The organism is Kitasatospora sp. NPDC093550, assembly GCF_044764985.1.
In the GTDB taxonomy this organism is placed as follows: domain Bacteria; phylum Actinomycetota; class Actinomycetes; order Streptomycetales; family Streptomycetaceae; genus Kitasatospora.
Map to the genome: position 1 here is coordinate 64,522 of NZ_JBIWJF010000029.1, position 25,472 is coordinate 89,993.

Below are 25,472 nucleotides of genomic sequence, written 5' to 3' on the forward strand. Positions count from 1 at the left end.
GATGACAGCCACGATCCCGGAAGCCACCCGGACCACCGCCGGCCCGGCCCCCGAGCCGGGGAAGAAGAAGCGCCGCGGCCGCCCCACCCGGGCGGCCGCGCCGCGGCGCTGGCGGCACGCCGTACCGACCGTCCTGCAGATGGAGTCGGTCGAGTGCGGGGCCGCCAGCCTGGCCATGATCCTCGCCTACCACGGCCGCTGGGTGCCGCTGGAGGACCTGCGCGGCGTCTGCGGCGTCTCCCGCGACGGCGCCCGCGCCTCCACCCTGCTCAACGCCGCCCGGACGTACGGGCTCAAGGCCCGCGGCTACCAGACCGAGGCCGAGAAGCTCCGCGACCTCGACGGCCCGGTCATCATCTTCTGGGCCTTCCAGCACTTCATGGTCGTCGAGGGCATCCGCACCCGGTACGGGCGCACCGTCGTCGCCGTCAACGACCCGGCCAGCGGCCCGCGCCTGATGGAGTGGGACGAGTTCGACTCCGGCTTCACCGGCATCGTCCTCTCCTTCGAGAAGGGCCCCGACTTCCAGCCCGGCGGCGACAAGGGCGGCATCACCCGCGCCCTGCTGGAACGCCGGCTGCCCACCGGCCGCGCCATGCCGCTGGTGCTGCTCGCCAGCCTGCTGCTGGTGCTGCCCGGCATCGCGATCCCCGCGTACACCCGGGTGTTCATCGACCGGGTGCTGGCCGGCAGCGGGAGCGGCTACCTGCTGCCGCTGCTGGCCGCCATGACCGCCACCGCCGTGGTCGTCTTCGTGCTGACCAGCGTCCAACGGCACTACCTGCTGCGGATCGAGATCCGGATGGGGCTGGTCAGCTCCGCCCGGTTCTTCCGGCACCTGCTGCGGCTGCCGGTCGACTTCTTCCTGCAGCGCCGCCCCGCCGAGGTCGCCAAGCGGGTGTCCGGCAACGACGTGGTCGCCGAGATCCTCTCCCGCGACCTCGCGCTGACCGTCATCAACCTCGGCCTGGTGCTGTTCTACGCGGCCATCCTGATCCGCTACGACATCCTGCTCGGCGTCGTCGGCGTCGGCATGGCGCTGCTCAACATCGTCGTGCTGCAGGCCGTCGCCCGCTCCCGCACCGACGCCGTCGCCGCGCTGCGCACCGACCGCGGCAACCTCACCGCGACCACCTTCACCACGCTCTCGCTGATCGAGACGGTCAAGGCCACCGGCGCCGAGCCGGACGCGTTCAGCCGCTGGGCCGGCTTCCTCGCCAAGGTGGTCACCGCCAAGCAGAAGCTGGGGATCCCCAGCGCCGTGCTCACCGTGGTGCCGCCGATGCTCGCCGCGCTCAACAGCGGGCTAATCCTGCTGGTCGGCGGGCAGCGGGTGGTGGACGGCGCGATGAGCGTGGGCATCCTGGTCTCCTTCCAGACCCTGCTGGCCTCGCTCAGCCGCCCCGTCACCCAGCTCACCAACCTGGGCGGCCGGCTGCAGGACGTCACCGCCGACATCAAGCGGCTGTACGACGTCGAGCGCTACCCGGTCGCCGCCGCCTTCGCCAAGCCCGAGCCGCCGGCCGGGCCCAAGCTGGACGGCACCCTGGAGTTCGAGAACGTCCGCTTCGGCTACAGCCCGCTCAGCGAGCCGATCATCAAGGACCTCAGCCTGACCGTGGTCCCCGGCCGCCGGATCGCCGTCGTCGGCGGCTCCGGCAGCGGCAAGTCCACCCTCGGCCGGCTGCTGACCGGCCTCTACACCCCCTGGTCGGGCCGGATCCTGCTGGACGGGCGGCCCCGCGAGGAGATCTCCCGGACCGTCCTGGCCTCCTCGCTGGCCTACGTCGACCAGGACATCTCCCTGTTCGAGGGCACCGTGCGGGACAACCTCACGCTGTGGAACGACGACGTCCCCGACGAGGCCGTGACCGCCGCGCTGCACGACGCCGCCGTCTTCGACACCGTGATGACCAGGCCCGGCGGCATCCACAGCGCCGTCCTGGAGGGCGGGCGCAACTTCAGCGGCGGCCAGCGCCAACGCCTCGAACTGGCCCGCGCCCTGGCCACCGAGCCGACCCTGCTGGTGCTGGACGAGGCCACCAGCGCGCTCGACCCGGAGACCGAGCGGGTGATCATGGACAACCTGCGGCGCCGCGGCTGCGCCTGCCTGATCATCGCGCACCGGCTCTCCACCGTCCGCGACGCCGACGAGATCATCGTGCTCCAGGAGGGCGAGATCGTCGAACGCGGCACCCACGACGAGCTGTTGGCGCTCGGCGGGCACTACACCGCGCTCATCGAGTCGGCGCGCCGCGAGGAGGAGGACGAACTGTGACCGTGGCTCTGGAAGTCTTCTCGCCGTTCTTCACCGACGCGGCCGAACCGGTCGAGCCGCTGACCGACCGCTACCTGGTGCTGGACGACCCCGAGCGGATGCTGCTGGTCCGCTCCGGCGCCGTCGACCTGTTCGCCGTCAGCCTCGACTCCGGCACGCCGCAGGGCCGTTGGCACTTCCTCTGCCGGATCGAGGCGGGCACCCTGGTGCCCGGCGCGGCCGCCGGAACCCGCCGCGGCATCGTCGCCCGCCCGGTGCTCGGCGCCGAACTCTCCTTCCTCGCCACCTCCTGGGTCGAGGGCCTCTCCGCCCGCGGCCGGGAGTGCGGCACCGCGGCCGGCGCCGCCGTCCGGGCCCTGCCCGAGGGCGAACAGCAGCTCGCCGCCGACCAGTTCCTGGCCGGACTGGCCCGCGGCCTGACCGCGCTGGCCGGCGCGCTGCGCGACACCCTGCCGCCGCGCGAGTTCACCCCGCTCGACCCGGCCGGGCCGACCGCCCTCAAGCGCGGCCAGGCGCTGCGCTCGGTCGACGGCCTGCAGTGGGTGCGGATCGAGGAGGGCACCGTCGAGGCGCCCGGCGGCGTGACCGGCGAACTCGCCGAGGGCGCCGAACTCTGCCTCACCGAGAGGGACTGGCTGGTCGCCACCGGCGCGGCCACCGTCCGGGCCCGCTCCCCGCGCGACCTGCTCGACGAGGGCGGGCTCTGGGAGCGCCTCACCGCCCACTGCGGCCGGCTGCTGGACGCCGTCGACCGGCGCATCCAGAGCCGCCGCGACGGCGAGACCGCCCTGATCGCCGCCCGCCGGGAACGCGACGCCGGCACCCTCGCCGACTCCGCGCGCGGCTTCGAGACCATCCTGCGCGACACCGCCTCCCGGCTGCGGATCGGCGACGCCACCGGCGACGAACCCACCCTGGCCGCCGCCCGGCTCGTCGCCGGGCACGAGGGCTTCACCATCACCGCCCCGGTGGCCGGCAACGGGCACGACCGCCGGCTCGACCGGCTGCAGGCGATCGCCCTCGCCTCCGGCGTGCGCACCCGCTCCGTCCGGCTGGACGGCCGCTGGTGGCGCCACGACCTCGGCCCGATGATCGGCTACCGCAAGGCCGGCGCCCCGGTCGCCCTGCTGCCGATCGGCGACGGCTCCGGCGGCGGCTACGTCCTCGCCGAGGGCGGCAAGGTCACCCCGCTCACCCCGAAGGTCGCCGCCGAACTGCAGAACAAGGCCACCGTGCTGTACCGGCCGCTGCCCGCGACCGTACGGACCGTCAGCGGACTGCTGAAGTTCGGCCTGCGCAACAACCGGCGCGACCTGTGGATGTTCACCGGCATGGCCGCCCTGGTCGCGGTGATCGGCCTGCTCGTCCCGGTGATGACCGGCCAGGTGCTCGGCACCTTCGTCGCGCACGCGGACCGCAACCTGATCACCGAGGGCGCGCTGGTGGTGATCGGCTCCGCGATGGCGGTGGCCGCGCTGTCCATCGTGCAGAACATCGCGGTGCTGCGGATCGAGAGCCGGTCGACGGCGGCGATGCAGGTCGGCGTCTGGACCAGGCTGCTGTCGTTGCCCGCGCCCTTCTTCGCCAACTACTCCACCGGCGAACTCGGCACCACCGTGCTCGGCGTCAGCGCCGCCCAGGAGACCCTCTCCGGGATGATGACCACGGCGACCCTCGGGCTGCTGACCGGACTCGCCAACCTGGTGCTGGTGTTCTTCTACGACCTGCGACTGGCCGCGCTGGCCACCGTCCTGGTCCTGATCGGCGGCGGCTTCGCACTGGTCGCCGGCCGGATCGAGGTCCGCTGGCAGCGCCGGCTGTACGCGCATGAGCAGACCATGTCCGCCCGGGTCTTCCAACTGCTCACCGCCATACCCAAGTTGCGGGTCACCGCGGCCGAGGACCGGGTGTTCGGGGTGTGGGCCGCCGAGTTCGGCAAGGGCCGCGGCCTCGCCGCCTCCTCGCGCCGGGTGCAGAACGCCGTCACCACCTTCAACGCCGGTTTCCCGCTGGTCTGTTCGGTCATCGTCTTCGGCGTGATCGCCGGCCCGCTGGACGGCAGCGTGCCGATCCCGGTCTTCCTCTCCTTCTTCACCGCCTTCAACCTGCTGATCGCCTCCAGCCTGCAGTTCACCTCCGCCGCCGTCACCGCGATGGGCGTCGTCCCGATGCTGGAGCGGCTGCGGCCGATCCTGGAGGAGAAGCCCGAGGTCGACGACAGCAAGGCCGACCCGGGCGACCTCTCCGGCCGCCTCGGTCTCAGCCACGTCACCTTCCGCTACGGCCAGGACGGCCCGCCCGCCCTGCAGGACGTCACCCTGACCATCGAGCCCGGCGAGTTCGTCGCCGTCGTCGGCCCGTCCGGCAGCGGCAAGTCCACCGTGCTGCGGCTGCTGCTCGGCTTCGAACGGCCGGAGAGCGGCACCGTCCTCTACGACGGCCAGGACCTCGGCGAACTGGAGGTCTCCGCGGTGCGCCGCCAGTGCGGCGTGGTGCTCCAGCACGGCGCGCTGCTGGCCGGCGACATCAAGGCCAACATCGTCGGCTCCACCAACCACACGCTGGACGACGCCTGGGCCGCCGCCGAGATGGCCGGCATCGACAAGGACATCGCCGCCCTCCCGATGGGCATGAACACCGTGCTCTCGGAAGGCACCAGCACGCTCAGCGGCGGCCAGCGGCAGCGCCTGATGATCGCCCGTGCGCTGGTCTCCCGGCCCCGCATCGTCTTCTTCGACGAGGCCACCAGCGCGCTGGACAACCCGACCCAGCGCCTGGTCACCGAGTCCACCCGCCGCCTCAACGCGACCCGGGTCGTCATCGCCCACCGGCTGTCGACCGTCGCCGAGGCCGACCGGATCATCGTCATGGACCAGGGCCGGGTCGTGCAGCAGGGCCGCTACGAGGAGCTCCTGGCCGACCGGGACGGGCTGTTCGCCCGGCTGGCCAGCCGCCAGATGTAGTTCTCAGCTCTTGGGTTCATGGGGTTCTTGGGTTCTTGGGTTCTTGGGTTCTTGGGTCTCGGGGAGGGGACATGGAGTACGCACTGCTGGTGTACGGCCAGGAGACCGACTGGGACCGGATGACACCGGAGGAACGCGAGGCGCGGTTCACCGCCAACCGCGCCTTCGGGCGGGAACTCGCCGAAGCCGGCGTGCGGATCGTCTACGGCGCGCGGCTGGCCCGGCCGGCCGCCGCCGAGGGCGAGGCCCGGGCCGCGGAAGGCGTCCTGGAGGTCGGCGGCCTCTGGGTGATCGACGTGCCCTCCGAACAGGAGGCGCTCGGCTGGGCGGCGAAACTGCCGCACAGCGAATCGGGCCGGGTGGAGGTGCGTCGCTGCGACGGGCCCCCACGGACCAACCGGCCGGTGGGAACGGAGAACTGAGGCTCATGGAATACACCCTGCTCATTCACGGCGACGAGCGGGTCTGGAACGGGCTGAGCGAGGCGGAGGAGGCCGCCCTCGACGCCGCCCACGCGAGATTCGGCCGCGAGATGTACGAGGCGGGGGTCGCCGTCCGCTACGGCGGCGGGCTGCAACGCAGCTGCAGTGCCCGCCTGGTGGTCCCGGGGGGCGCCGCCGGCACGCCGGTCTCCGACGGCCCCTACCGCGAGGGACACGAACACCTCGGCGGCATCTGGGTCATCGACGTGGCCGACGAGGCGGAAGCCGTCGCCTGGGCCCGCCGCATGCCCGCCGCCCCGGGCGACCTGGTGGAGGTCCGCCCGGTCCGGGTGACCTGAGCGGGTGCGTCGGAGAGGAGTGGGAAGTCGGCCCGGCCGACTTCCCACTCCTTTCGCTATCCCGCACTGTTGATGAGGTCGAGGCGGTCCGCAGGACTGTCGTCCCGGGCTTCACCCGTCTCGGACTGCCTGAGATCCAAGCCAAGCACCACCCGGACAACCCGGACTTCGATGTGCCGCGCGTCCGCGCGGCGTTCAAACACGCCCTCGACCGGCTGGCCCGACTCCCGATGGTGCACGGGCGCCTGGACTACGGCCTGCCCAACGCCCTCCGGGCCGGCGTCATCGACTGGCAGCACCACGGACCGGTCCCGCTCGGCTACGACGTCTACCCCGCGCTCGACATCGTGGCGTCCAAGGGCGACGGCAAGGGCTACACCATCACCCCGGAACAGCGCGCCGCCTACACCGCCGCCCTCGACGAGACCACGGCGTCCCTGATCGGGCAGCGGGTGAGTGAGCACCTCGGCGACTTCCTGCTCATCAAGTGCTTCTTCTTCCTCGCCCTCATGCGGCCCACCGATCCCGCGCGGCACGACAAGCGCATCAAGTGGCAGTACCGCCGAGCCCTCTTCATGACGGGGCTTGATCAGTTATGAGTCGTCCGACACGATCGACACCGGCGCCTTCCCCACGCTGGAACGGTTCACCGCTGAGCACCGGTAGGCCGCTACCCACCGTTCTATGACCCGGTACACCGAAACGGCCCGCTCCCTGCGTGAGGGAGCGGGCCGTTCACATGCGGGTTGTGGTAGGGCGAGGCGGGGGGCGGGGGTAACAGAGATCAGAAAACGTCAAGTGCTGGGATGGGCATGGCAATTCCTTCATCAACCTTCGCCCCCGGCCCCTTGCCCGGCTCATGACAGTCCGCGATCCTGGCTGACACCCCCCACCAACGGCCGCCCCCACGGCCCGAATTGGCGTGTGAGCTGCCTGCCCCTCCCCCCACGAAGGAGCCAGCATGCGCAAGGTCCTGATACGCGTCGCCGCCCTCGCCGCCGCGGTCACCGCCGCCGCGGCGCCCGCCGTGCCGAGCACGGCGGCGGCCGCCCAGGCACTGTCGTTCCGCCCGCTGCAGTACAACACCAACGGCTACAACTGGGGCGGTTACGCCGCCACGGGCAGTGGTTTCACCTCGGTGTCCGCGACCTGGACCGAGCCGCGCGCGACCTGCAACTCCACCGACGACCTGTACGCGCCGTGGGTCGGCATCGACGGGTACGGCTCCTCCACCGTGGAGCAGACCGGGGTGGCCACGGACTGCTCCAGCGGCAGTCCGGTGAACCAGGCCTGGTACGAGATGTACCCGGCGAACCCGGTGTACCTGAGCACCGGTTCGTACCCGGTCTCGGCGGGCGACGTCATCAGCGCCTCGGTGACCTACGCGGGGAGCAACAAGTACACCCTCAAGCTGACGAACTCCTCGCGCGGCTGGACGTACAGCACCAGCAAGACCCTCTCCGCGCAGCGGACCAGCGCCGAGGTGATCATCGAGTCGCCGACCGGCTCGTACCCCGACTTCGGCACGCTGAGCTTCACGTCGGCCACCGTCAACGGCAAGCCGCTCGGCTCCTACGGCCCGGTCGCGCTCGACCCCAGCGCGAACGGCACCTACGAGGCCCGGACCAGCGCGCTCGGTGGCGGCGGCACCAGCTTCACCGACACCTACCTGCACCAGTAGACCCGCCCCCACTCCCGACGGCCCGCTCCCCTGCGCACAGGGGGGCGGGCCGTCGGGCGTACGGGCTCAGGCCGGGCTCAGGCCAGGTGGGCGGCGATCAGCGGGGCGCACTCCTCCGGCCGTTCGAGCAGGGGCAGGTGGCCGGTCTCCTCCAGCAGCGACAGCCGGCAGTCCGGGACGGTGTCGCGGAGCAGTTCGGCGTTGCGGGTGAAGGCGGGCATGTCCTCGTCGCCGAGGAGGACCAGGGTGCGGGCGGTGATGCCGCGCAGGTCGTCCGCGGTGTGCCGGTGGGCGGTGAGGGTGTCCATGGCCCGGTTGCCCAGTTCGGCCCAGCTGTGGCGGGCGACCACCGACCGCAGCGCGGCGCGCAGGGCGGGGTGGCGCTCGGTGCCGGTGAAGATGTCGGGCGGGGACTGCATCCAGAGGTCGGCGAGCTGCTCGCCGGGGCCGGCGAAGCGGTAGAGCATGGACAGCTGCCGGTAGCGGACGCGGGCCGAGTCCTCGTTGGGGGTGCCGGCCAGGGTGGGTGCGGCGAGTACCAGCCGGTCCAGCAACGCGGGTTCCTGCACGGCGAGTTGGATGGCCGACAGGGATCCGAAGGAGAGCCCGACCAGCCGTCGGGCGCCGGTCTCCTCGGCGATCTCGGCCAGCTGCCCGGCCAGGGCCGTGAGCGTCAGCCCCGGGGGGAGCGGGGCCGAGCCGCCGTGGCCGGGCAGGTCGACGCCGATGTGGGTCCAGCCGGGGAGGCGGTCCCACAGCGGTTGCCAGGTGGTGGAGTCCATGGTGTAGCCGTGGAGCCACAGCACGGCGGGGCCGTCGCCGTCCCCACCCCGGTGCAGGTGCAGGGCTTCAGGCATCACGCCCTCCGGAGAAGTCGGCGCAGAAGGCCCGGAAGGCGAGCACCGGCTCGTCGCGGGCGTCGTAGCGCGGGGTCATGGCGTGGTCCAGGTGCTCCCAGACCACCTTGTCCTCGGCGAGCGCCTTCTCGCTGCCGCCGAGCAGGGCGGGCAGCGCGGCCCGCTGGTCCTCCCGGACGCCGATGGCGACCCGGGCGACGCAGCCGCCGTCCTCGGTCGGCACCGAGCCGGTGACGATCACCTGCCGCTCCGCCTCCGGGCCGAACTCGGTGACCACCACGTTGGGGCTGAACGCCTGGGCGTGGAAGCGCGGTTTGAAGTCCCAGCGGACCCGGCCGGTGCGGACCGCCTCCCAGCGGATCTCCTCCAGCGTGCGCGCGTCCTGCCAGGGCGAGGTCTGCATCAGGAACTCGCCCTCGATGACGAGTTCGCCGCTCCCGCCGTCGCGCGCGGTCATCCCGCGGGTGCCGGGGACGCCGTGGACGGCCTTGAAGTGGTCCGGGTCGAAGGCGTTCTCGACCACGTACTCGGACGGCACCGCTACCGGCAGGCTGACGGCCGCGACCAGCGGGAAGTCCGCCTCCCAGCCCTTCAGCGCCCGCTCGAAGCCGCGGTCGCCGTCCGGGTCGTCGGAGAGCCGGACGAACAGCGCGTCGCCCCACTCCAGCACCCGGTGCTCGGCGACCGACCAGTGCTTGGACGGGTCGCCGAGGCCGATCCGCTTCCCGTGGAACGGGCAGACGACGCAGTCGCCCTCGCGCCGGCCGCCGTAGCCGAGGTGGGCGCCGCGGTGCGGGCAGGAGGCGTCCAGGACGCGGATCCGCTCCGCCTCCCGGACGGCGATCAGTCGGCGCGGGCCGACCGCCAACGGGGTGATGTCGTCGGTCAGTTCGGAGCGGAAGGCCAGCAGGTACCAGCCGTGGTGCACAGTCATCGGACTCACGTTCATCGAGTTGCCAGAGCCTTGAGGGCCTGTTCGGCGGCCCGTTCCCCGCTCGCCAGGGCGCCCTGCACCCAGGGCAGCCGCTCGCCGGACACGGTCGCCTCGCCGGCGAAGAAGAGCGTGCCGGCCACCGGGTCCGCCCACTGCCGGGCGGCGCCCTCCAGTCCGGCCAGGGGTGCGGTGAACGCCCCGCCGGCGTACGGGTCCCGGCCCCAGTCGGCGACGGCGAGGTCGAGGACGGCGGCGCCGGAGGTCCAGGGCAGGGCGAGCGCCAGCAGCGCCGCCAGCGCCGTACGGTCGCCGACGGCCGCGCGCAGCGACGAGGCGGCCTCGGCCTTGGCGACCACCAGGGCCTCGGGGCGGCCGTCGGTGCAGCGGACGAAGCCGGTGCGGCCGTCCACGTCGAAGACGATCGCCGTCCCGGGCGCGGGCCGGTCCAGGGTGACCACGGCGCAGCAGCCGTCCCCGGCGGGGAGGCGCGCGGCGGCGGCCAGCTTCTCCTCGGGCAGTCCGGCGATGCCGCCGACGGCCGCCGGCGGGACGGTGAGCACGAGCGCGCGGGCGGTCGCCGTCCCGGCGTCCGTCCGTACGGTGACGCGGCCCGGCTCGTACACCAGCTCCCGGACGGGTTCGCCGAGCCGGACGTCCAGCCCCTCGGCCAGCCGCTCCGGCAGCAGTCCGAACCCGCCCTCGACGGAGAACTCGCCCTCGCCGACGGCGCCCTCACCGACGGCGTCGCCGCGGTGGGCGGCGGCGACGGCGGCGGCGCTCAGCTGCTCCGGGTCGGCCGCCCAGTTCTGCCGGAACCACTCGGTGGCGGCCGCGGCTTCCGTGCCCGTGCTGCCGCAGGCGCGCAGCCAGGTGCCGACGGACAGGCCGGTGACGCCGGGCGAGCGCTGCAGCATGGCCTCCAGCTGCCAGGGCGCGCGCCGGCCGAAGCTCAACGCGCCCATCTCCCGGTTGGCGCCGCCCTCGACGATCCGGGCGGTGACCCGGCGCGGGACGGCGGTGGTCCGGCCGGGGCCGACCAGCTCGTGCACCGGGTTGCGGTCCCCGTGCACCACCTGGGCGCCGAGCTCCAGCGACGGGCCGCCGTCGGCGGGGTGGAAGGTGTGGATCCGGCCGCCGAGTCGCTCCCTGGCCTCGTACACGACCACGGAGAGGCCCTCCCGGCGCAGCAGCCGGGCGCAGTTCAGGCCGGACGGGCCGGCGCCGACCACGATGACGTCGTACGCGGTCACCGGGACTCCTCGAAACCGGGGTGGGGACACCGCAGAGCAGGGGCGAGGTCCGGAGCGGGGGCGAGGTCCGGAGCGGCCGGCCCCAGCTCCAGCGGGAAGGCCCGCAGCCGGCGCGGCACCAGGCACTGGTCCCAGGCCGGGGCGCCGGCCGGGCCGCGCAGGGCCGGGAAGCGGCGGACCAGGCGCGGCAGCAGCAGGGCCGCGGTCTGCCGGACCAGCGGGGCGGCGAGGCAGAAGTGCGGGCCTCCGCCGAAGCCGAGGTGCGGGTTGGGGCTGCGGTCCAGGCGCAGGTCGTCCGGGTCGGCGAAGACCTCCGGGTCCCGGTTGGCGGCGGTGAGCACGGCGAGGACCCGGGCGCCGGCCGGCAGGACGCCGCCGTTCAGTTCGACCCGGTCGGTGGTGACCCGGGCGGTGAACGGGATCGGCGCCTCCAGCCGCAGCAGTTCGTCCACCGCGAGGCGGGCGGCGTCCTCGTCGGCCGCGGCGAGCCGGGCGACGGCCGCGCGGTCGGGCAGCAGCAGGTGCAGGGCGTTGCCGATGAACTCGGCGAGCGGCTGCCAGCCGCCGATCACGGCCAGGTTGAGGATGCCGAGCATCTCGGCGCGGCTCAGCCGGTCGTCGGCGGCCAGCGCGGTCAGCGGCACCGCGACGCCGTCGGCGAGCAGCCGGGTGGTGTGCCGGTCGAGGTAGTGGGTGAGCGCGCCGGCCGCGCTGCGGCCGAGGGCGGCGCGGGCGGGCGGCACCATCGGGTCGAGGTTGACCGAGGCGGCCCGGGCGAGTGCCTCGAAGCGGGTGAACTCGGCGGCGGGGAGCCCGAAGAGACGGGCGTAGACGGCGGTGGCGAGGCGCCGGCCGAGGTCGGCGACGGCGTCCACCGGGCGGTCGACGGGGAGGGCGTCGAGCAGCGCGTCCACGTCGGCGGCCAGGCCCGCGCCGAGCGGGCGGACGGCCGCCGGCCCCAGGAGCAGCGCCCCCGGGGCCCGGAGCCGGTGGTGGTCCGGCGGGTCGGTGGTGAGCATGGACGGCGGCAGCTCGTCGTCCCGGGCGCGCTCCCGCTGGCCCTGCGCGGCCGAGAAGCGCGGGTCGCGCAGCACGGTCGCGCAGTCGGCGTGCGAGGTGACCAGCCAGAGCCGGGACGCGGCGTCGAAGTGCACCGGGTCGTTGGCCCTGAGCCACCGGTACGCCGGGTGCGGGTCGGCCCGCCCCGCCGGGGCGAACGGGTGGATGAGGTGCTCCGGCAGGCGCACCGACGCCGTCGTCATGGATCCAGCCCCCCAAGAGGTCTAGCCGGTAGGTCTAGCGGACCCGGGGGCCGCGCCAGCGGAAGGAGAAGGCGGTCAGCAGCAGGCCGGCCAGCGACCAGGCCGTCAGGACCAGCGCGATGTGCCCCAGCTCCCAGTTCCCGGCCGGTTCCACGACCGTGAAGGAGTCCGGCAGGAAGACCGAGCGGAAGCCCTGGGCCATCCACTTGACCGGGAAGAACGCGGCCACCGTCTGCATCCAGGCGGGCAGTTGGCCGAACGGGAAGAAGACGCCGGAGATGAACTGCAGCACCATGAAGACCGGGGTGACGATCGCCGCCGCCGAACGGCTGTTGGGGATCAGCGCCGAGTACGCGGCGCCGGCCATCGCGCAGGCGACGGTGCCGAGCGCGAGGTCCCAGCCGAGGGTGAACCAGCGCTCCGGGGTGCTGGGCAGCGGCAGGCCGAACAGGGCCAGCGCGATGCCGATCAGCAGCACGGTCTCCAGCGCGGTGGTGACGATGACCCGCACCAGCTTGCCCACGAAGTAGGCGGACTTGGGCATCGGGGTCATCGCGAGCCGGCGGACCGTACCGGTGTCGCGCTCGATCGCGATGTTGATCGCGAGGCCGGAGAAGGCGGTGCTCATCACGCCGGCGGCGATGATGCCGGCCATGAACACCAGCTTGACGTCGGTGTCGGTGCCGGCCACCTTGCCCGAGAAGATCGAGCCGAAGACGACCAGCAGGATCACCGGGAACATCAGGGTGAAGACCAGCGACTGCTTGTTCCGGAAGAACGCCCGCAGCTCCACCTTGGAGCGGGCCGCGCCGGCCCGCCAGATGCCGGGCATCCGGCCGGCCCGGCGGGGCGCCTCGGTGCTCCCGCCCACCCGGGCGGTCGTCGCGGTGGGTTGGGTGAGGGTCATCGGGGGCCCGCCTCGTGGGTGATGCTCTGGCTGTTGTCGGCGCCGCGGTCGGTCCCGTCGACGTTCTCGCGGATGAGCTCCAGGTAGATGTCCTCCAGCGTCGGCCGGTGCACCCGCAGCTCGGGCAGTTCGCCGACCCCCGCCTGGTGCGCCCACGGGACCAGCGCCGCGAGCAGCGCGGTCGGGGCGTGCGTGGCGATCCTGAGCAGGCCGTCCACGCCCACCGGGGCCGGTTCGGCCCCGGGTGGCAGCGGCGGCAGCGTGCGGCCGGCGAGCTCCGGCGGAATCCGGAAGGAGACCGTGGTCGGAGTCTGCGAGCGGCCGCCGAACTCGGCCAGCGGCCCGTACTGGACCACTCGGCCGGCGACGATCACCGCGGCGCGCTGGGCCAGCGCCTCGGCCTCGTCCAGGTAGTGCGTGGTGAGCACGGTGGTGCGTCCGCGCTCGGAGAAGTAGCGGACCAGGTCCCAGGCCTCCCGGCGAGCCACCGGGTCCAACCCGGTGGTGGGTTCGTCGAGGAAGATCAGGTCCGGGTCGCCGACGATGCCCACCGCGACGTCGAGCCGGCGGGCCTGGCCTCCGGAGAGGTCCGTGCTCTGCTTCTTCTCGTGCTTGCCCAGTCCGACCATGTCGATGACCTGGCCGACCGGCAGCGGGTTCGGGTAGAACGCGGCGAAGTGCTCGACCACCTCGCGCACGGTCAGGTCCGAGTAGGCGCCGGTGGTCTGCGGGACCACCCCGATCCTGGCGCGCCACTCGCGCCGGTCCTCGGCTGGGTCACAGCCGAGGACCCGCACGTCACCGCCGGTTCGCTGGCGGACGCCCTCCAGGATTTCGACGGTCGTCGTCTTGCCCGCGCCGTTCGGCCCGAGCAGGGCGAAGACCTCTCCCTGGTGGATGTCCAGATCCAGACCCTGGACCGCGTGCCAGTCGCCGTAACTCTTGCGCAGGCCGCGGACTGAGACGGGGTGTTCCCCGACGGCAGTCGCCACTGTGGATCGCTCCTCTGTGGGGTGTTCAGGCCGACCTGGTCCTCAGGTCGACCGGCCGGGCGCTCTGCCCGGCGGGCGGGTTTCCCGGCTGGATCAGGTGCAGCAGCAGCACGGGCAGCAGCAGGAGTTGCCGCCGGCCGCGATGTCCGACAGGTCGCCCTCGCTCAGCTCGGCGGTGTCGATCTGCGGGGTCTCCGGGATGTGGAACTCGTAGCGACCGGTCGCGAGACCGATCTCGAAGAGCTCGACCTGCACCTCGAGGTTGCCCTCCTGCTCGCCCTCGGCGGCAGTCGAGACGATGACGATCTCGGCGTCGGCCGGGAGCTCCAGGCCGGCCTCGGCGAGGGCGGCGCGGGCGTCGGTGCGCAGGCGGGCCGCGTACTCCTCGCTCGACCAGGCGCTGATCAGGGCGCGGGTGTAGCCGTTGACGAACTCGGCCCGCTTCCTCTGGTCCAAAGCCATGTGACTTTTCCTTTTCTCTGGGTTTCCGGTTTCGCCGACGGTCCCGGAGCCTGTTGCCCGGTGCTTCCCGGTGCCGCCGACAAATGAAGAATGACACGGCCGCAATCGACCGCCAAGACCTCATTTCCGGTGCCCGGACTAAGTATTGAGCACGTGCGGCAGGTGCGGTAGATTTCAGCCGTCACAGGCCCCTGAATACGTATCAGAATACGCATCGGAATACGCATCCGGATACGTACCGAGAAATGCCGGGTACGCATTCAGGAGCCGAGTACGCATTCCGGGGTCCCGGGTAAGCATCGAGAGGAATCACGGGGGTGGTCCGCACCGTGCCTACGCACACCGTCCCGCCAGGTCCTGCCGACGACGTCGACATGGCGCTGATGAGGGAGTCGCCGCTCGACTTCATCACCGACCTGGCCCGCCGCTACGGCGACGTCACCCGCCACCGCGCGGACGGCGACACCGTCTACCTGCTGAACCGTCCCGAGTACGCCAAGCACGTGCTCAAGGACAACGGTGCCAACTACACCAAGGAGGGCACCCCGGACGACGCCATGCTGCGCCCGCTGCTCGGCAACGGGCTGCTGACCAGCAACGGCGCCGACTGGGCCCGCCAGCGGCACCTGACCGCCCCGGCCTTCCGCCCCAGCGCCGTCCGCACCTTCGACGGGATCGTCACCGAGGCCACCGCCGGCATGCTGGAGCGCTGGCGCCCGTCCGTGGAGTCCGGCGCCCCGCTGGAGGTGGACCAGCACCTCACCGCGCTCACCCTCGGCATCCTCACCCACGCCATCCTCGGCGCCGACATCGACGGCATCGGCGAGGGCTTCGGCCGCGCGGTGGACGCCGTCAACCGCTGCATCGGCCACTACGTACCGAACCCCGACCCCGACCCGGCCGACACCGCCCGCCGGTTCGCCGACTTCGGCCGCGCCCGGGTCTTCCTCAACACCGTCACCCGCACCCTGATCGCCGCCCGCCGCGCGGGCGGCAGCAGCACCGCGGGCGGCGACCTGCTGGACACCATGATGTCCACCGACCACCTGGTCTCCGACGAGGACCTGCGCGACCAGGTGCTGACCATCGTGATGGCCGGCCACGAGACCACCGCCAAGTCGCTGACCTGGACGCTCTACCTGCTCGACCGCCACCCCGAGGAGCTGGCCAAGGTCCGCGAGGAGGTGGACCGCGTCCTCGGCGGCCGCCCGCCGACCGCCGCCGACCTCCAGGACCTCCCGGCCTGCCGCCGGGCGATCCAGGAGGCGATGCGGCTCTACCCGCCGGTCTGGCTGATCTCCCGCCGGGCCGTCGGGCACGACGTCATCGGCGGGTACGACGTCGAGCCCGGCACCCTGGTGTGCGTCAGCCAGTGGGTGCTGCACCGCCACCCCGACCACTGGGACGCCCCGGACGCCTACCGCCCGGACCGTTTCGACGGCGCCGCCCTGCCCAGCCACCTCTACCTGCCGTTCGGCGGCGGCGACCGGATCTGCGTCGGACAGCACTTCGCGATGCTGGAGGCCGTCCTGGTGCTCGCCACGCTGCTGCAGTCCGTCCGGCTGGAACTGGTCGAGGGCTTCCCCGTGGAGCCCGAGGCCCTGGTCACCCTCCGCCCCAAGCACGGCATGACGATGATCGCGAGGCCCCGATGAGCACGGCCGTCCGTCCCCTCGGCGGGTCCTACGACCCGGCCCGCACCACCGGCGGCGGCCTGACCGCCGAACTCGACCGGCTGGAGGCGCAGGCCGCGCTCTCCTTCCCCGAGGAGCTGCGCATCCTGCGCGAGCTCGGCATGGAGGGCGGCACCGTCCTCGAACTCGGCGCCGGGCCGGGCGCGGTGACCCGGCGGCTGCGCGCCGCGCTGCCCGCCGGCACCGCCCTGATCGCCGCCGACATCGACGGCGAGCTGCTCGCCCACGCGGCCGGCCCCGGCGTCACCCTGCTGGTCGCCGACGGAGCCGATCTGCCGCTGCCGGACGCGAGCGTGGACTTCGTCCTGCTCCGCTACGTCCTCCAGCACGTCCCCGACCCGGCCGCCGTGCTCACCGAGGTCCGCCGGGTGCTGAAGCCCGGCGGGCGGGTCGCCTGCACCGAGGTCGACTCCGCACTGTGGGGCGCGGCCGAGCCCTCGTACCCCGAACTCGCGGGCGTGCACGCCAAGATGGCCGCCGCCCAGCGCGCGGACGGCGGCGACCGGTCGATCGGCCGACGGCTGCCCCGGCTGCTGCGCGCGGCCGGCTTCGACGAGGTCGTGCTGCGCCCCTTCGCCACCACCAACGACGACCACCCCACCGACGCCTTCGCCCCCCAGCTCGGCCCCCAGCGCCTGGAGCCGCTGGTGGCCAGGGGCGTCCTCTCGCTGGCCGAACTCGCCCTCGCCGCGGACCGCTGGAACCGCTTCCGGTCGGACCCCGACGCCTGGGTGATGCTGCTCGGCCTCACCGCCGCCGCGACCGCACCCGCGGGCCGCGGACCGCAGGAAACCACCTGAGCGCAGCACCGAAAGGAACCGTCATGCACCCGAAGGTCAAGATCTTCATCACCATCTTCTGCTACATCAGCGCCGTGGCCGGGCTCATCACCGCCGTGATGGACGCCAGCCACAAGCCCGCCCAGACCACCGACGCGGTCGTCGCCGGCGTGCTCGGCGTCGCCTTCCTGCTGGGCGGCCTCGCGCTGACCCGGAAGCCGCGCTACTGACGGTGGTGTCCACACCGGGCGGCTTAGCAGGAACACCGAAGGGTCGGGGGGGGGGGGGGGGGGGGGGGGGCCCCCCCCCCCCCGCCGCGGCGCGGGCCCCCCCGCCCGGGGGGCCCCCCGGCCGCGGGGGGGGGGGGGGGCCCGGGGGGGGCCCCCCCGCCCCCCCCCGCCCCCCCGCCGGGGGGGGGGGGCCCCCCCCGGGGCGCCCCCCCCCCCCCCCCGGGGGGGGGGGGCCCCCCCCCCCCCCCCCCCCCCCCCCCGACCCGTTCCGTCCGTGCGACCCGTCCGTCCGTGCGAACCCGTTCCCTTCGGGCGGACGCGTTCCCTTCGGGCGAACCGCCGAGCGGTACCGCCTAGCGCGAGCGGCGCAGCGGGTTGATCACCCCGAACGCCCCGGTCAGCGTGGACGGGTCGACGAAGGAGCCGCCCGGCCCGTGCGTGCGGCGGAAGTTGTCGACCAGCCCGCGGAACGACGGGTCCACCGTCATCCGGTACGCGGCCAGCAGGTTGACCCGCTCCGGCGTGGACAGCTCCTGCTCGGCGCGCAGCTGGTGGCTGCGCGACAGGTGGTACATGCCCTCGACGGTGTACCCGGCGTCCAGCCAGCCCTGCCACAGCGCGTCGCGGTCCGCCTCCTGCCCCGCGAAGCACTCCAGCGCGCGTCCGCGCGGCTCGGTCGGCGCGGGCGTGGCCGGCACCGGCTCGGCGCGCAGCTCGACCCGCCGCCCGCACAGGTAGAGCACCGGAACGCCCTTGCGGACGCAGAAGTTGAGCGCCTGCGCGGCCTGGTCGACGACCGCCTCCGCCTTGTCGTTGAGCGAGGTGTTGCACAGGATCGGCACCCCGGTCGCGGCCCGGAACGCGTCCAGCGCCCGGTGCAGCCGCGGGTTGGACTCGGCGGTCACCGTCTGGTGCCGGGCCGAGCCGTCCAGGTGGACGATCGCGGGCACCAACTCCCTTACCTCCGGGCGGACCTGGACCGCCTCCAGCATGTACGGCGACTCGCGGTCCGAGGCGAACCACTCGCCGGTGTGCTCGGCCATCACCATCGGCGCGACCGGGCGCCACCACTGGCGCCGCTTGTACTCGTTCAGCAGGTCCTTGACCTTGAGCGAGCGCGGGTCGCCGATCAGGCTGCGGTGGCCCAGCGCGCGCGGCCCGAGCTCGGCCCGGCCGTCCACCCAGGCGATCACGCCGTCCGAGACGTCGGCGACGAACCGCTCCGCCTCGAAGTCCGTCACCGAGGCGATCCACGGCGCGAACTCGGCCAGCGCCTCCTCGACGTCCAGCACGTCCCGGCCGTAGTACGGCGAGACGATCCGCAGCCCGGACTCCTCCAGCGCGCCGGCCCCGTACAGGCCGAGCAGGCCGAGGCCGATGCCCTGGCCGGAGTCGTTGGCGCACGGCGGGGTGACCAGGCCCTTGAAGCCGAAGCGGTCCATCAGCAGCGTGTTGGTGGGGCAGTTCAGCGCGTAGCCGCCGCTGGTGGACAGGTGGGTGTCCTCGGCCCGGATGCCGCCGACCTCCAGCAGCCGCTCCACGTTGCGGATCGCGACGCCCTCGCAGCAGCGCTGGATGACCTTCATGACCGCGCTGCGCAGGTGGTCCTCGCGGCTGAGCGACTCGTCCAGCTCGGCGTCGGCGAGCTGCTCGTCGGCGGCGGCCACCACCGCGCGGACCAGGTCGTGCGCGGCCTTCCAGGGCTGGGTCGCGGAGCCGCCGAAGAAGGTGACGTCCGCGATCGCGGCCTCGGCGTCGAACTCGATCTCCGCGGTGGAGGCCGAGGCCAGCGCCATCAGCGAGCCGGGCTCCAGGCCGAACACCGTCTCGGCGGCGGTGTACAGCGGACCGGGGGACTCCACCGGCTCGAAGGTGATCCGCCCCTGCTTCACCACGCAGCCGGCGTACCAGTAGGTGTTAGGGCGGCTCTCCTGCGCGTAGTCGGGCAGCGCGTCGATCGCCATCCCGATGATCTGGCCCTCGCGGAACAGCGGGACGTCCCGCAGCACCCCGCTGAACAGGTGCGCCAGGCTGTGCAGCGGGAACTCCTCCGACCCGGCCGGCTTCGGCACCGGCCGCGCCTTCGGCAGCCCCGGCGTGCCCCAGGTCGCCGTCACGTCGTCGAGGGTCAGCCCCTCCTCCGCCAGCAGCGCCGACAGGAAGGCCTCGGCCCGGCCCTCGGTGTACAGCGGCCAGAAGTGGTGCTTCTGGCCGCTGACCCGCTCCAGCTCCCACACCCGCACCAGTTCGACGTCCGAGCCGTCCCGGCGCCACAGCGCGACGTTCTGGTCGTGCCGCACCGAGAAGACCGCACCCGGCCCCGGCGGCGTGAGATAGGCGGAAAGGAAATGCTCGGCCACGGTTACCTCTTTTTCCTCGGTCTGCCCAGAGGAGGTAATTCCGACCCGTTCGCGGGGGGATTTCCCGCACCCCGCCCAGGGCCGGCCGCCCGCCCCCGGCACCAGCGACTACCCGGTCATTCGACCACGCCCGCCGAGGCCCGGTACATACTGCAATCCCCTTTTACGCACGCCCCGGGCACCCGCATACGCATGCGCAGCGGAGCCCTTCCGGCCCTCCCGGCGGGGTTCTCCGGAAAGCCGACGTGGCCCCGGCCGGAGATCCGGCCGGGGCCCCGTGCGCACGGCCGGGAGGCCCGTCACGCGAGCCGGTAGACGTGGTCCTTCAGCTTGGCGAGCCGCTCGTAGTCGGCCGTGAGCTGCTCCTCGCGCTCCGCGGTGAGGTGCGCGCGCAGCGGGCTGGTCAGCAGGTCGACGGTCGGGGTGATCCGCGCCCCGGGCCGGAGCTTCACGGCCAGGCTGAAGACGCTCTCCAGGCCGGCGATCTCGTCGACCACCGACTGGTCGACGGAGGCCACCACGCCCTCGAAGGCGGTGGGGGCGTTGTAGACCGCGGCGGGCCGGAGCTTGCGGTACGTCCCGTCGCCGTACCGCTCCGTGAAGCGCTCCGGTCGGACGTACGCCTCCGCGGTGAGGCCCGCCTGGTTGTGGCCCAGGCAGAGGTCGTGGAAGTCCGCGTGGAGGTTCCCGTTGAGCCGGGTGCCGATCTCCACCAGCACCGGGCCGTCCTCCGTCACGATGACCTCGGCGTGGGCGGGGCCCCAGCGCACGTCCAGCGCCGCCAGCACCTCGTCGATGTACGAGGTGAGCGCCGGGACCAGCTCGCCGTCCGGGTCGACCAGGAGGTCACGGTTGTAGATGTTCCGGCCGGAGGACAGCAGCGTCTTCTCGTACTCCCAGACGCCGCAGGTGTACCGCTGCCCGTCGCAGCTGACGGTGTCCACGATGTACTCGGTGCCCCGGAGGTAGGACTGCACCAGGATCTCGGTGTTGGAGGCGCCGAAGATGTTCTGCGAGGCGAGGACGGCCTCGGCGGCCGCGACGACCTCCTCGACGTCGCGGCAGATCCGCACGCCGTCCGATCCGGCCGAGCTCAGCGGCTTGACGACGACCGGGTAGCCGTCGTGCTCCTGCGCCCACGCGGCCACGGCCGCGGGGTCCGTGCTCTTGAACTGCCGGGCGCAGCGCACCCCGGCCCGGCGGAGCGTCTCGATCATCTCGTACTTGTCGCGCCGGGCCCGGGAGAGCGCGGAGCCGTTGGACGGCACGCCCAGCAGCTCGCCCAGCCGGTCCGCCATCGGCACGGCGCCGTCCTGGCCCGCCACGACGCAGACCGGGGAGTACGCGCGGAGCCGCTCGACGAGGTCCCGCTCGTCGGAGCCGACCACGTTGGCCAGGTAGTCCGCGAAGTTGGGCGGGGCCATCGAGGTGATGAGCTCGGGCGTGCTCTGCACGTGGACGAGGTCGGCGCCGATCCGGGCGAAGGCGGCGGGGTAGAAGTTCCCGGCGGAGTATCCGTCGACGACGACGGCGACGGGCCTGCGGTCTGCGGAGTTCATGGTCATCCTGTCAACTCGGTTCCCCGGGTGGGGAGTCAGTGGGTGTGCGCGTCGGCGGGGGAGGCGGCGGGCGCGGCAGCGGCAGCGGGGGAGGTGCCGGGAGCGGCGGGGGAGGTGCCGGGTGCCGGGTGGAAGCCGGGGATCGTGACCAGGGCCCGGAAGCCCAGCGTGACGGCGAGTCCGAGGGCGAGGGCGGCGAGCCAGAGGGTGGCGTACCCGTACGAGGTCGCCACGGCGATGCCGACGGGCCCGCCGGCCACGAACGCCGCGTTCCAGGCGAAGAAGAACGACCCCTGGTAGGTGCTGACCCGGCCCGCCGGGGCCCGCTTCGCGACGAAGGTCGCCGAGACCGTCGTCCACAGCACCTCGCCGAGCGTCCAGATCACGGTGGTGACGACGAACACCGGGACGCCGTGTGCCAGCACGTTGAGTCCGAAGCCCACCGCGACCAGGCCGCTGGCCAGCATGATCGGCACCACCTCGGGCATGCCCGCGATGACCCGGGGCACCAGCGGCAGCAGGACCACGGAGAGCACCGCGTTGACGGCGAGCACCAGGCCGATCTGACCCGGGCCGAGCCCCTCGGCGCGCATCCCCAGCGGGAGCGTCGAGTTCACCTGGAGGTAGACGCAGGCCATCAGGAAGGTGAGCGACAGGAAGACCAGCATGACCCGGGAGCGGAAGGGCTCGGCGACGCCCCGGACGGCGCTGCGCAGCACCGAGGTGTCGTCCTGGCCGGCCGGCCGCCGGGCGTCGTCGGCGGGGAGCGCGCAGACCAGCAGGGCGTAGAGGCCGCTGCACGCCGCCCAGACGACGAACAGCGCCGACGGGCAGGCCGCCAGCAGGACACCGGAGAGCACCGGCCCCAGGGACATGCCGACGTTGAACCCCACCATGTAGAGGCTGTAGGCCCGGGCGAAGTCCTCCTGCGGCACGATCTTGGCGATCAGCCCGGCGCCGGCCGGGCGGTCCACGGCGGACAGGAAGCCGGTGAGCAGGGAGAGCAGGCAGAGCAGCAGCTCGTTGCTGGTCGCGAGGAACGCCAGGGCCGTGGCGGCCGCGAGCGGTTGGGCCGCGATGATGGTGCGCCGGGGGCCGATGGCGTCCGCGACGGCACCGCCCACCAGCCCGGAGGCGACGACGCCCGCTCCGAAGAGCCCGACGATGACGGGCGTCGTCCGGGAGTTCACCAGCTCGCCCTGCTCCAGGTAGAGGACCAGGAAGGCGGGGGCCAGCGTGCCGATCCGGTTGCACGCTTGTCCGAGCCACAGCAGCCAGAACGCTTTCGGGAGGCGCATCGATTCACAGCCTGTTCATTGGTCGGTTCCCGGTGGGGATCTCGTTCGGTCGGTCCGCCTCGGGTCCCGGCGCCGGAGCCGTGGCCCGGCGCCGGGGCACCCGGGCGCGGCTACACCGCCGCGGGGGCGTCCGGGACCAGCTCGTCCCGGGTGGCGTCCGCCGGAGCGGAGTCCGACCGGGAGACCGGACCGGAGACCGGGGCGGAGTCCGGACCGGATACCGCGGCGGGCTCCGGACCGGATACCGCCGCGGGCTCGGCCGGCCCGGCGGACGGGGCGAGGCGGCTGTGGCGTCGGCCGTACGCCGCGTACAGCACCAGGCCGACGGCGAGCCAGACCAGGAAGGTCACCCAGGTCAGCAGTTGGAGGTTGAGCATCAGGTACAGGCAGGCGACGAAGGAGACGCCCGGCAGCAGCGGGACCAGCGGCACCCGGAAGGGCCGGGGCAGGTCGGGGCGGGTGCGGCGCAGCACCACGACGCCCACCGAGACCAGCATGAAGGCGAAGAGGGTGCCGATGTTCACCAGGTCCGCCAGCACACCGATGTCGACGAAGCCCGAGAGCACGGCCATGACGGCGCCCAGCACCAGCAGGCTGCGGTGCGGGGTGGCGAACCGGGGGTGGACGGCGGCGAAGGCGGGCGGCAGCAGCCGGTCCCGGCTCATCGCCAGCAGCACCCGGCTCTGCCCCCGGATGCTCACCATGCAGACGGTCACCAGGCCGACCACCACGCCGACGCTGATCAGGCCCGCGACGGCCGGCTGTCCGACGGCCTTGAAGGCGTCGGCCACCGGCGCCTCCACCGAGAGGTCCCGGTAGGACTGCATGCCGGTGATGACCAGGCTGACCGCCACGTACAGCACGGTCACCACCACGAGGGACCCGAGCAGTCCGATCGGCAGGTCCCGCTGCGGCTTGCGGGTCTCCTCGGCGGAGGTCGCGACGACGTCGAACCCGATGTACGACACGAAAACCATGGCGGCGGCGGTCACCACACCGCTGATGCCGAAGGCGGACGGGACTCCGCCGCCGAGCCACTGCAGGAGCGGCTCGCTCATCCCCGACGCCGCCTCGCTCGGTTCCGAACTCGGGACGAACGGAGTGTAGTTGGAGGTGCTGACGAAGAAGACGCCCACACCGACGACCACCAGCACGACGACGAGCTTGACGGCGACCAGGGCCCGGGTGGCGCTCTTGGAGACCGAACCGCCCACCACCAGCACGCCGACCAGGACGACGATCAGCAGCGCGGCCGGCAGGTTGACCACGGACCCCTCACCACCGCTGACCGCGGCCGGCAGGTGGACGCCGACGCTGTCCAGCATCGACTGCAGGTACCCGGACCAGCCCACGGCCACCACGCAGGCGGAGAGCGTGAGTTCGAGCATCATGGCCCAGCCGATGATCCAGGCCGCGGTCTCGCCCAGGGTGGTGTAGGCGAAGGTGTAGGCCGAGCCCGCCACCGGGAGCGACGAGGCCAGCTCCGCGTAACAGAGCGCGGCGCAGCCGCAGATGACCGCCGCCAGCACGAAGGAGACGGCCACCGCGGGGCCGGCCATCTGCTTGGCCACCTGTCCGGTGAAGACGAAGATCCCGGTGCCCAGCACCATGCCGACGCCGGTCACCACGAGGTCGAACCAGCCCAGGTCCCGGCGCAGCCGTCCGCCACCCTCGGTACTCCGCAGATCCTCGAGGGTCTGCTCGACTGTTTTTATTCGCACGGCAATCCGTCCCATTGCGGAGAACCGGCGCAAGGAGATCCGGCTCAGTAAAGGAGTTCCGGGACACCGTACTGGCCGGTCCGGCGGCACGCCTAGCCTGGACGGCCTTTCCGGGGCGGTTTTTCAGCGGATCGACGGAGCCGCTTTGGCGGCGCTTTAGCGGGTTTCCGGGGAATTCTTCCCGGGAATGCCGAACAAGGCCCGCCGGAAATCCGACGGGCCTTGCTGCCAATCACCTCTCATGCTTTTACCGGGCGTTCAGACCGCAGGGGCGAAGAGGCCGTCCTTGCGCTCTTCGAGCCATTTCTCGCGATTGAGGATCGCGCGGTGCAACCGGTTGAGCCGGTGGCCCGGATCCATACCGAGCCGGTCGACCAGGGCCCGGCGCAGACCGTTGTAGGCGGCGAGCGCCTCGGCCGCCCGGCCGTTCCGGTAGAGCGCGGCCATCAGGAGGCCCTGGATCTTTTCCCGCTCGGGGTACCGGAGCGCGAGCGCGCGCAATTCGCTGAGCGCCGAGAGTTCCCGGCCGAGCAGGAGGTCGATCTCCAGCTTCCGTTCGCCGGCCGCCATCCGGGCCTCGTCGAGCACCACGCCCAGCTCGCCCAGCGCGGTGACGTCCCGCAGGTCGGCCAGGGCCGGCCCGCGCCACAGCGCGAGCGCCTGCCGCAGGTGCCGGGACTCCTGCTCCAGGGCGGCCCGGTCCTCCGGGTGGGCGGCGCCCTGGTCCCGGGTGAGCCGACGGAATTCGCGCAGGTCGAGGGCGTTCTCGCCGAGGTGCAGGACGTAGCCGGGCAGGCTGGTGGAGAGGCTTCCCCCGTCGCACCCGGTCTCCCCCAGGTGCTTGCGCAGCTTGGAGACGTACACCTGGAGCGCGGCGCGGGCGGTGGCCGGGGCCCTGCCGTCCCAGAGCAGGTGCACCAGCTCGCTGACCGAGAGGCACTGGCCGTGCTTGGACACCAGCAGCGCGAGCAGCGCCCGCTGCTTCAGCGGCCGCGGCGTGCAGGCGGTCCCGCCGCGGGCCACGACCTCGAAATGGCCGAGTACCCGGAATTCCAGATACGACGCGTCCGGCATTTCCGGGCGGTGCTGTTCGGATGACATCGGACCCCTCGTCGAGCTCGGAAAACGTCGTCCTCCCCGGACGGTTCCCAACACCGTGAACGTACCTCGTCACGGGGTCCGGATCCACCGGCTCCGGCGGCCCGCCGGACGCCCGGCCGAGGCGCCGCAAGGGAAATCCGGCCGACCGGGACCGGGACCCCGCCGCGACTTTGGCAACTCCCCTCCCCCCGCCCCGGCGGACCACCGGACACCGGCCCGCCGACGGTCCGGCGGCGGTTCGGCGGCGGTTCGGCGGCGGGTGCGCGGGGGCGAATCCAAAGGACCGCCAAAGCGCCGCGGAAGCCCGGTATGCACGCGGATTTCCGGGCCGTGCGGCGGCATTCCGACCTGTCCTACGATCTC

At 73.0% G+C, this 25,472-nt stretch carries 21 protein-coding genes; 9 read left to right on the forward strand and 12 right to left on the reverse strand.

All coding sequences use genetic code 11. The features are described from left to right. Position 1 precedes the first annotated feature (1 nt). The 6 genes from ACIRD3_RS33110 (at position 2) to ACIRD3_RS33135 (ending at position 7,703) form a co-directional block, all read left to right on the forward strand. Positions 2–2,278 carry an NHLP family bacteriocin export ABC transporter peptidase/permease/ATPase subunit gene (locus ACIRD3_RS33110; RefSeq protein WP_402223949.1) on the forward strand — a complete coding sequence of 759 codons (2,277 nt, stop codon included), beginning with the start codon at positions 2–4 and terminating at the stop codon, positions 2,276–2,278. Beyond that, positions 2,275–5,241, forward strand: coding sequence for an NHLP bacteriocin export ABC transporter permease/ATPase subunit (locus ACIRD3_RS33115; RefSeq protein WP_402223951.1), 2,967 nt, complete (start codon positions 2,275–2,277; stop codon positions 5,239–5,241). Before ACIRD3_RS33110 ends, ACIRD3_RS33115 begins: the two co-directional genes overlap by 4 nt. A gap of 71 nt (positions 5,242–5,312) precedes the next feature. After that, positions 5,313–5,663: a YciI family protein gene (locus ACIRD3_RS33120; RefSeq protein WP_402223952.1), complete on the forward strand. Its 351-nt coding sequence runs from the start codon at positions 5,313–5,315 to the stop codon at positions 5,661–5,663. 5 nt (positions 5,664–5,668) lie between these two features. Next, positions 5,669–6,022, forward strand: coding sequence for a YciI family protein (locus ACIRD3_RS33125; protein WP_402223954.1), 354 nt, complete (start codon positions 5,669–5,671; stop codon positions 6,020–6,022). A 173-nt stretch (positions 6,023–6,195) separates the two neighbouring features. Continuing rightward, positions 6,196–6,621 carry a hypothetical protein gene (locus ACIRD3_RS33130; protein ID WP_402223955.1) on the forward strand — a complete coding sequence of 142 codons (426 nt, stop codon included), beginning with the start codon at positions 6,196–6,198 and terminating at the stop codon, positions 6,619–6,621. A gap of 362 nt (positions 6,622–6,983) precedes the next feature. Then, positions 6,984–7,703 (forward strand): G1 family glutamic endopeptidase, encoded by a 720-nt coding sequence (locus ACIRD3_RS33135; protein WP_402223956.1) that lies wholly within the window; start codon positions 6,984–6,986, stop codon positions 7,701–7,703. Positions 7,704–7,780: 77 nt separating this feature from the next. On the opposite strand, the gene ACIRD3_RS33140 is transcribed toward ACIRD3_RS33135, so the two are convergent. The 7 genes from ACIRD3_RS33140 to ACIRD3_RS33170 all read right to left on the reverse strand — a co-directional run bounded on the left by ACIRD3_RS33140 (position 7,781) and on the right by ACIRD3_RS33170 (position 14,367). Then, entirely contained in the window at positions 7,781–8,560 is a 780-nt protein-coding gene (locus ACIRD3_RS33140) for an alpha/beta fold hydrolase (protein WP_402223958.1), read from the reverse strand. Next, positions 8,553–9,494, reverse strand: coding sequence for a Rieske 2Fe-2S domain-containing protein (locus ACIRD3_RS33145; RefSeq protein WP_402223960.1), 942 nt, complete (start codon positions 9,492–9,494; stop codon positions 8,553–8,555). Before ACIRD3_RS33145 ends, ACIRD3_RS33140 begins: the two co-directional genes overlap by 8 nt. Positions 9,495–9,505: 11 nt before the next feature. Further along, the gene (locus ACIRD3_RS33150; RefSeq protein ID WP_402223961.1) at positions 9,506–10,744 is read right to left on the reverse strand and encodes a flavin monoamine oxidase family protein; all 1,239 of its coding nucleotides are present in this window, start codon (positions 10,742–10,744) and stop codon (positions 9,506–9,508) included. Further along, complete coding sequence (locus ACIRD3_RS33155; protein WP_402223962.1) at positions 10,741–12,006, reverse strand: cytochrome P450; 1,266 nt, start codon at positions 12,004–12,006, stop codon at positions 10,741–10,743. Before ACIRD3_RS33155 ends, ACIRD3_RS33150 begins: the two co-directional genes overlap by 4 nt. 34 nt (positions 12,007–12,040) lie before the next feature. After that, positions 12,041–12,913 carry an ABC transporter permease gene (locus ACIRD3_RS33160; RefSeq protein ID WP_402223963.1) on the reverse strand — a complete coding sequence of 291 codons (873 nt, stop codon included), beginning with the start codon at positions 12,911–12,913 and terminating at the stop codon, positions 12,041–12,043. Continuing rightward, positions 12,910–13,905 (reverse strand): ABC transporter ATP-binding protein, encoded by a 996-nt coding sequence (locus tag ACIRD3_RS33165; protein ID WP_402223965.1) that lies wholly within the window; start codon positions 13,903–13,905, stop codon positions 12,910–12,912. Before ACIRD3_RS33165 ends, ACIRD3_RS33160 begins: the two co-directional genes overlap by 4 nt. 93 nt (positions 13,906–13,998) lie before the next feature. Next, positions 13,999–14,367, reverse strand: coding sequence for a hypothetical protein (locus ACIRD3_RS33170; RefSeq protein WP_350526397.1), 369 nt, complete (start codon positions 14,365–14,367; stop codon positions 13,999–14,001). A gap of 374 nt (positions 14,368–14,741) precedes the next feature. On the opposite strand from ACIRD3_RS33170, the gene ACIRD3_RS33175 reads away from it, so the two are divergent. The 3 genes from ACIRD3_RS33175 to ACIRD3_RS33185 are packed head-to-tail and all read left to right on the forward strand — an operon-like array spanning position 14,742 to position 17,070. After that, positions 14,742–16,022 carry a cytochrome P450 gene (locus ACIRD3_RS33175; RefSeq protein WP_402223967.1) on the forward strand — a complete coding sequence of 427 codons (1,281 nt, stop codon included), beginning with the start codon at positions 14,742–14,744 and terminating at the stop codon, positions 16,020–16,022. Beyond that, entirely contained in the window at positions 16,019–16,861 is an 843-nt protein-coding gene (locus ACIRD3_RS33180) for a class I SAM-dependent methyltransferase (protein ID WP_402223969.1), read from the forward strand. The genes ACIRD3_RS33175 and ACIRD3_RS33180 overlap by 4 nt, the downstream gene beginning before the upstream one ends. A 23-nt stretch (positions 16,862–16,884) precedes the next feature. Beyond that, positions 16,885–17,070 carry a hypothetical protein gene (locus ACIRD3_RS33185; RefSeq protein WP_030245889.1) on the forward strand — a complete coding sequence of 62 codons (186 nt, stop codon included), beginning with the start codon at positions 16,885–16,887 and terminating at the stop codon, positions 17,068–17,070. 353 nt (positions 17,071–17,423) lie between these two features. On the opposite strand, the gene ACIRD3_RS33190 is transcribed toward ACIRD3_RS33185, so the two are convergent. The 5 genes from ACIRD3_RS33190 to ACIRD3_RS33210 form a co-directional block, all read right to left on the reverse strand. Next, entirely contained in the window at positions 17,424–19,430 is a 2,007-nt protein-coding gene (locus ACIRD3_RS33190) for a carbamoyltransferase C-terminal domain-containing protein (RefSeq protein WP_402223971.1), read from the reverse strand. 299 nt (positions 19,431–19,729) lie between these two features. After that, the gene (locus tag ACIRD3_RS33195) at positions 19,730–20,989 is read right to left on the reverse strand and encodes an ATP-grasp domain-containing protein (RefSeq protein ID WP_402223973.1); all 1,260 of its coding nucleotides are present in this window, start codon (positions 20,987–20,989) and stop codon (positions 19,730–19,732) included. A gap of 35 nt (positions 20,990–21,024) precedes the next feature. Continuing rightward, the gene (locus tag ACIRD3_RS33200) at positions 21,025–22,287 is read right to left on the reverse strand and encodes an MFS transporter (RefSeq protein WP_402223975.1); all 1,263 of its coding nucleotides are present in this window, start codon (positions 22,285–22,287) and stop codon (positions 21,025–21,027) included. Positions 22,288–22,397: 110 nt separating this feature from the next. Next, positions 22,398–24,023, reverse strand: a complete 1,626-nt coding sequence (locus tag ACIRD3_RS33205) for an amino acid permease (protein ID WP_402223977.1) — start codon at positions 24,021–24,023, stop codon at positions 22,398–22,400. A gap of 243 nt (positions 24,024–24,266) precedes the next feature. Beyond that, a complete protein-coding gene (locus ACIRD3_RS33210) occupies positions 24,267–25,109 on the reverse strand; it encodes a BTAD domain-containing putative transcriptional regulator (RefSeq protein ID WP_402223979.1) in 843 nt (280 codons plus the stop codon). Between the last annotated feature and the right edge of the window lie 363 nt (positions 25,110–25,472).

Coding starts and splice junctions, on each gene's coding strand:
- ACIRD3_RS33110 (WP_402223949.1), top strand. CDS start 2: ATGACAGCCACGATCCCGGAAGCCACCCGGACCACCGCCGGCCCGGCC.
- ACIRD3_RS33120 (WP_402223952.1), top strand. CDS start 5,313: ATGGAGTACGCACTGCTGGTGTACGGCCAGGAGACCGACTGGGACCGG.
- ACIRD3_RS33125 (WP_402223954.1), top strand. CDS start 5,669: ATGGAATACACCCTGCTCATTCACGGCGACGAGCGGGTCTGGAACGGG.
- ACIRD3_RS33135 (WP_402223956.1), top strand. CDS start 6,984: ATGCGCAAGGTCCTGATACGCGTCGCCGCCCTCGCCGCCGCGGTCACC.
- ACIRD3_RS33140 (WP_402223958.1), bottom strand. CDS start 8,560: ATGCCTGAAGCCCTGCACCTGCACCGGGGTGGGGACGGCGACGGCCCC.
- ACIRD3_RS33145 (WP_402223960.1), bottom strand. CDS start 9,494: ATGACTGTGCACCACGGCTGGTACCTGCTGGCCTTCCGCTCCGAACTG.
- ACIRD3_RS33155 (WP_402223962.1), bottom strand. CDS start 12,006: ATGACGACGGCGTCGGTGCGCCTGCCGGAGCACCTCATCCACCCGTTC.
- ACIRD3_RS33160 (WP_402223963.1), bottom strand. CDS start 12,913: ATGACCCTCACCCAACCCACCGCGACGACCGCCCGGGTGGGCGGGAGC.
- ACIRD3_RS33170 (WP_350526397.1), bottom strand. CDS start 14,367: ATGGCTTTGGACCAGAGGAAGCGGGCCGAGTTCGTCAACGGCTACACC.
- ACIRD3_RS33175 (WP_402223967.1), top strand. CDS start 14,742: ATGGCGCTGATGAGGGAGTCGCCGCTCGACTTCATCACCGACCTGGCC.
- ACIRD3_RS33180 (WP_402223969.1), top strand. CDS start 16,019: ATGAGCACGGCCGTCCGTCCCCTCGGCGGGTCCTACGACCCGGCCCGC.
- ACIRD3_RS33185 (WP_030245889.1), top strand. CDS start 16,885: ATGCACCCGAAGGTCAAGATCTTCATCACCATCTTCTGCTACATCAGC.
- ACIRD3_RS33195 (WP_402223973.1), bottom strand. CDS start 20,989: ATGAACTCCGCAGACCGCAGGCCCGTCGCCGTCGTCGTCGACGGATAC.
- ACIRD3_RS33200 (WP_402223975.1), bottom strand. CDS start 22,287: ATGCGCCTCCCGAAAGCGTTCTGGCTGCTGTGGCTCGGACAAGCGTGC.
- ACIRD3_RS33205 (WP_402223977.1), bottom strand. CDS start 24,023: ATGGGACGGATTGCCGTGCGAATAAAAACAGTCGAGCAGACCCTCGAG.
- ACIRD3_RS33210 (WP_402223979.1), bottom strand. CDS start 25,109: ATGTCATCCGAACAGCACCGCCCGGAAATGCCGGACGCGTCGTATCTG.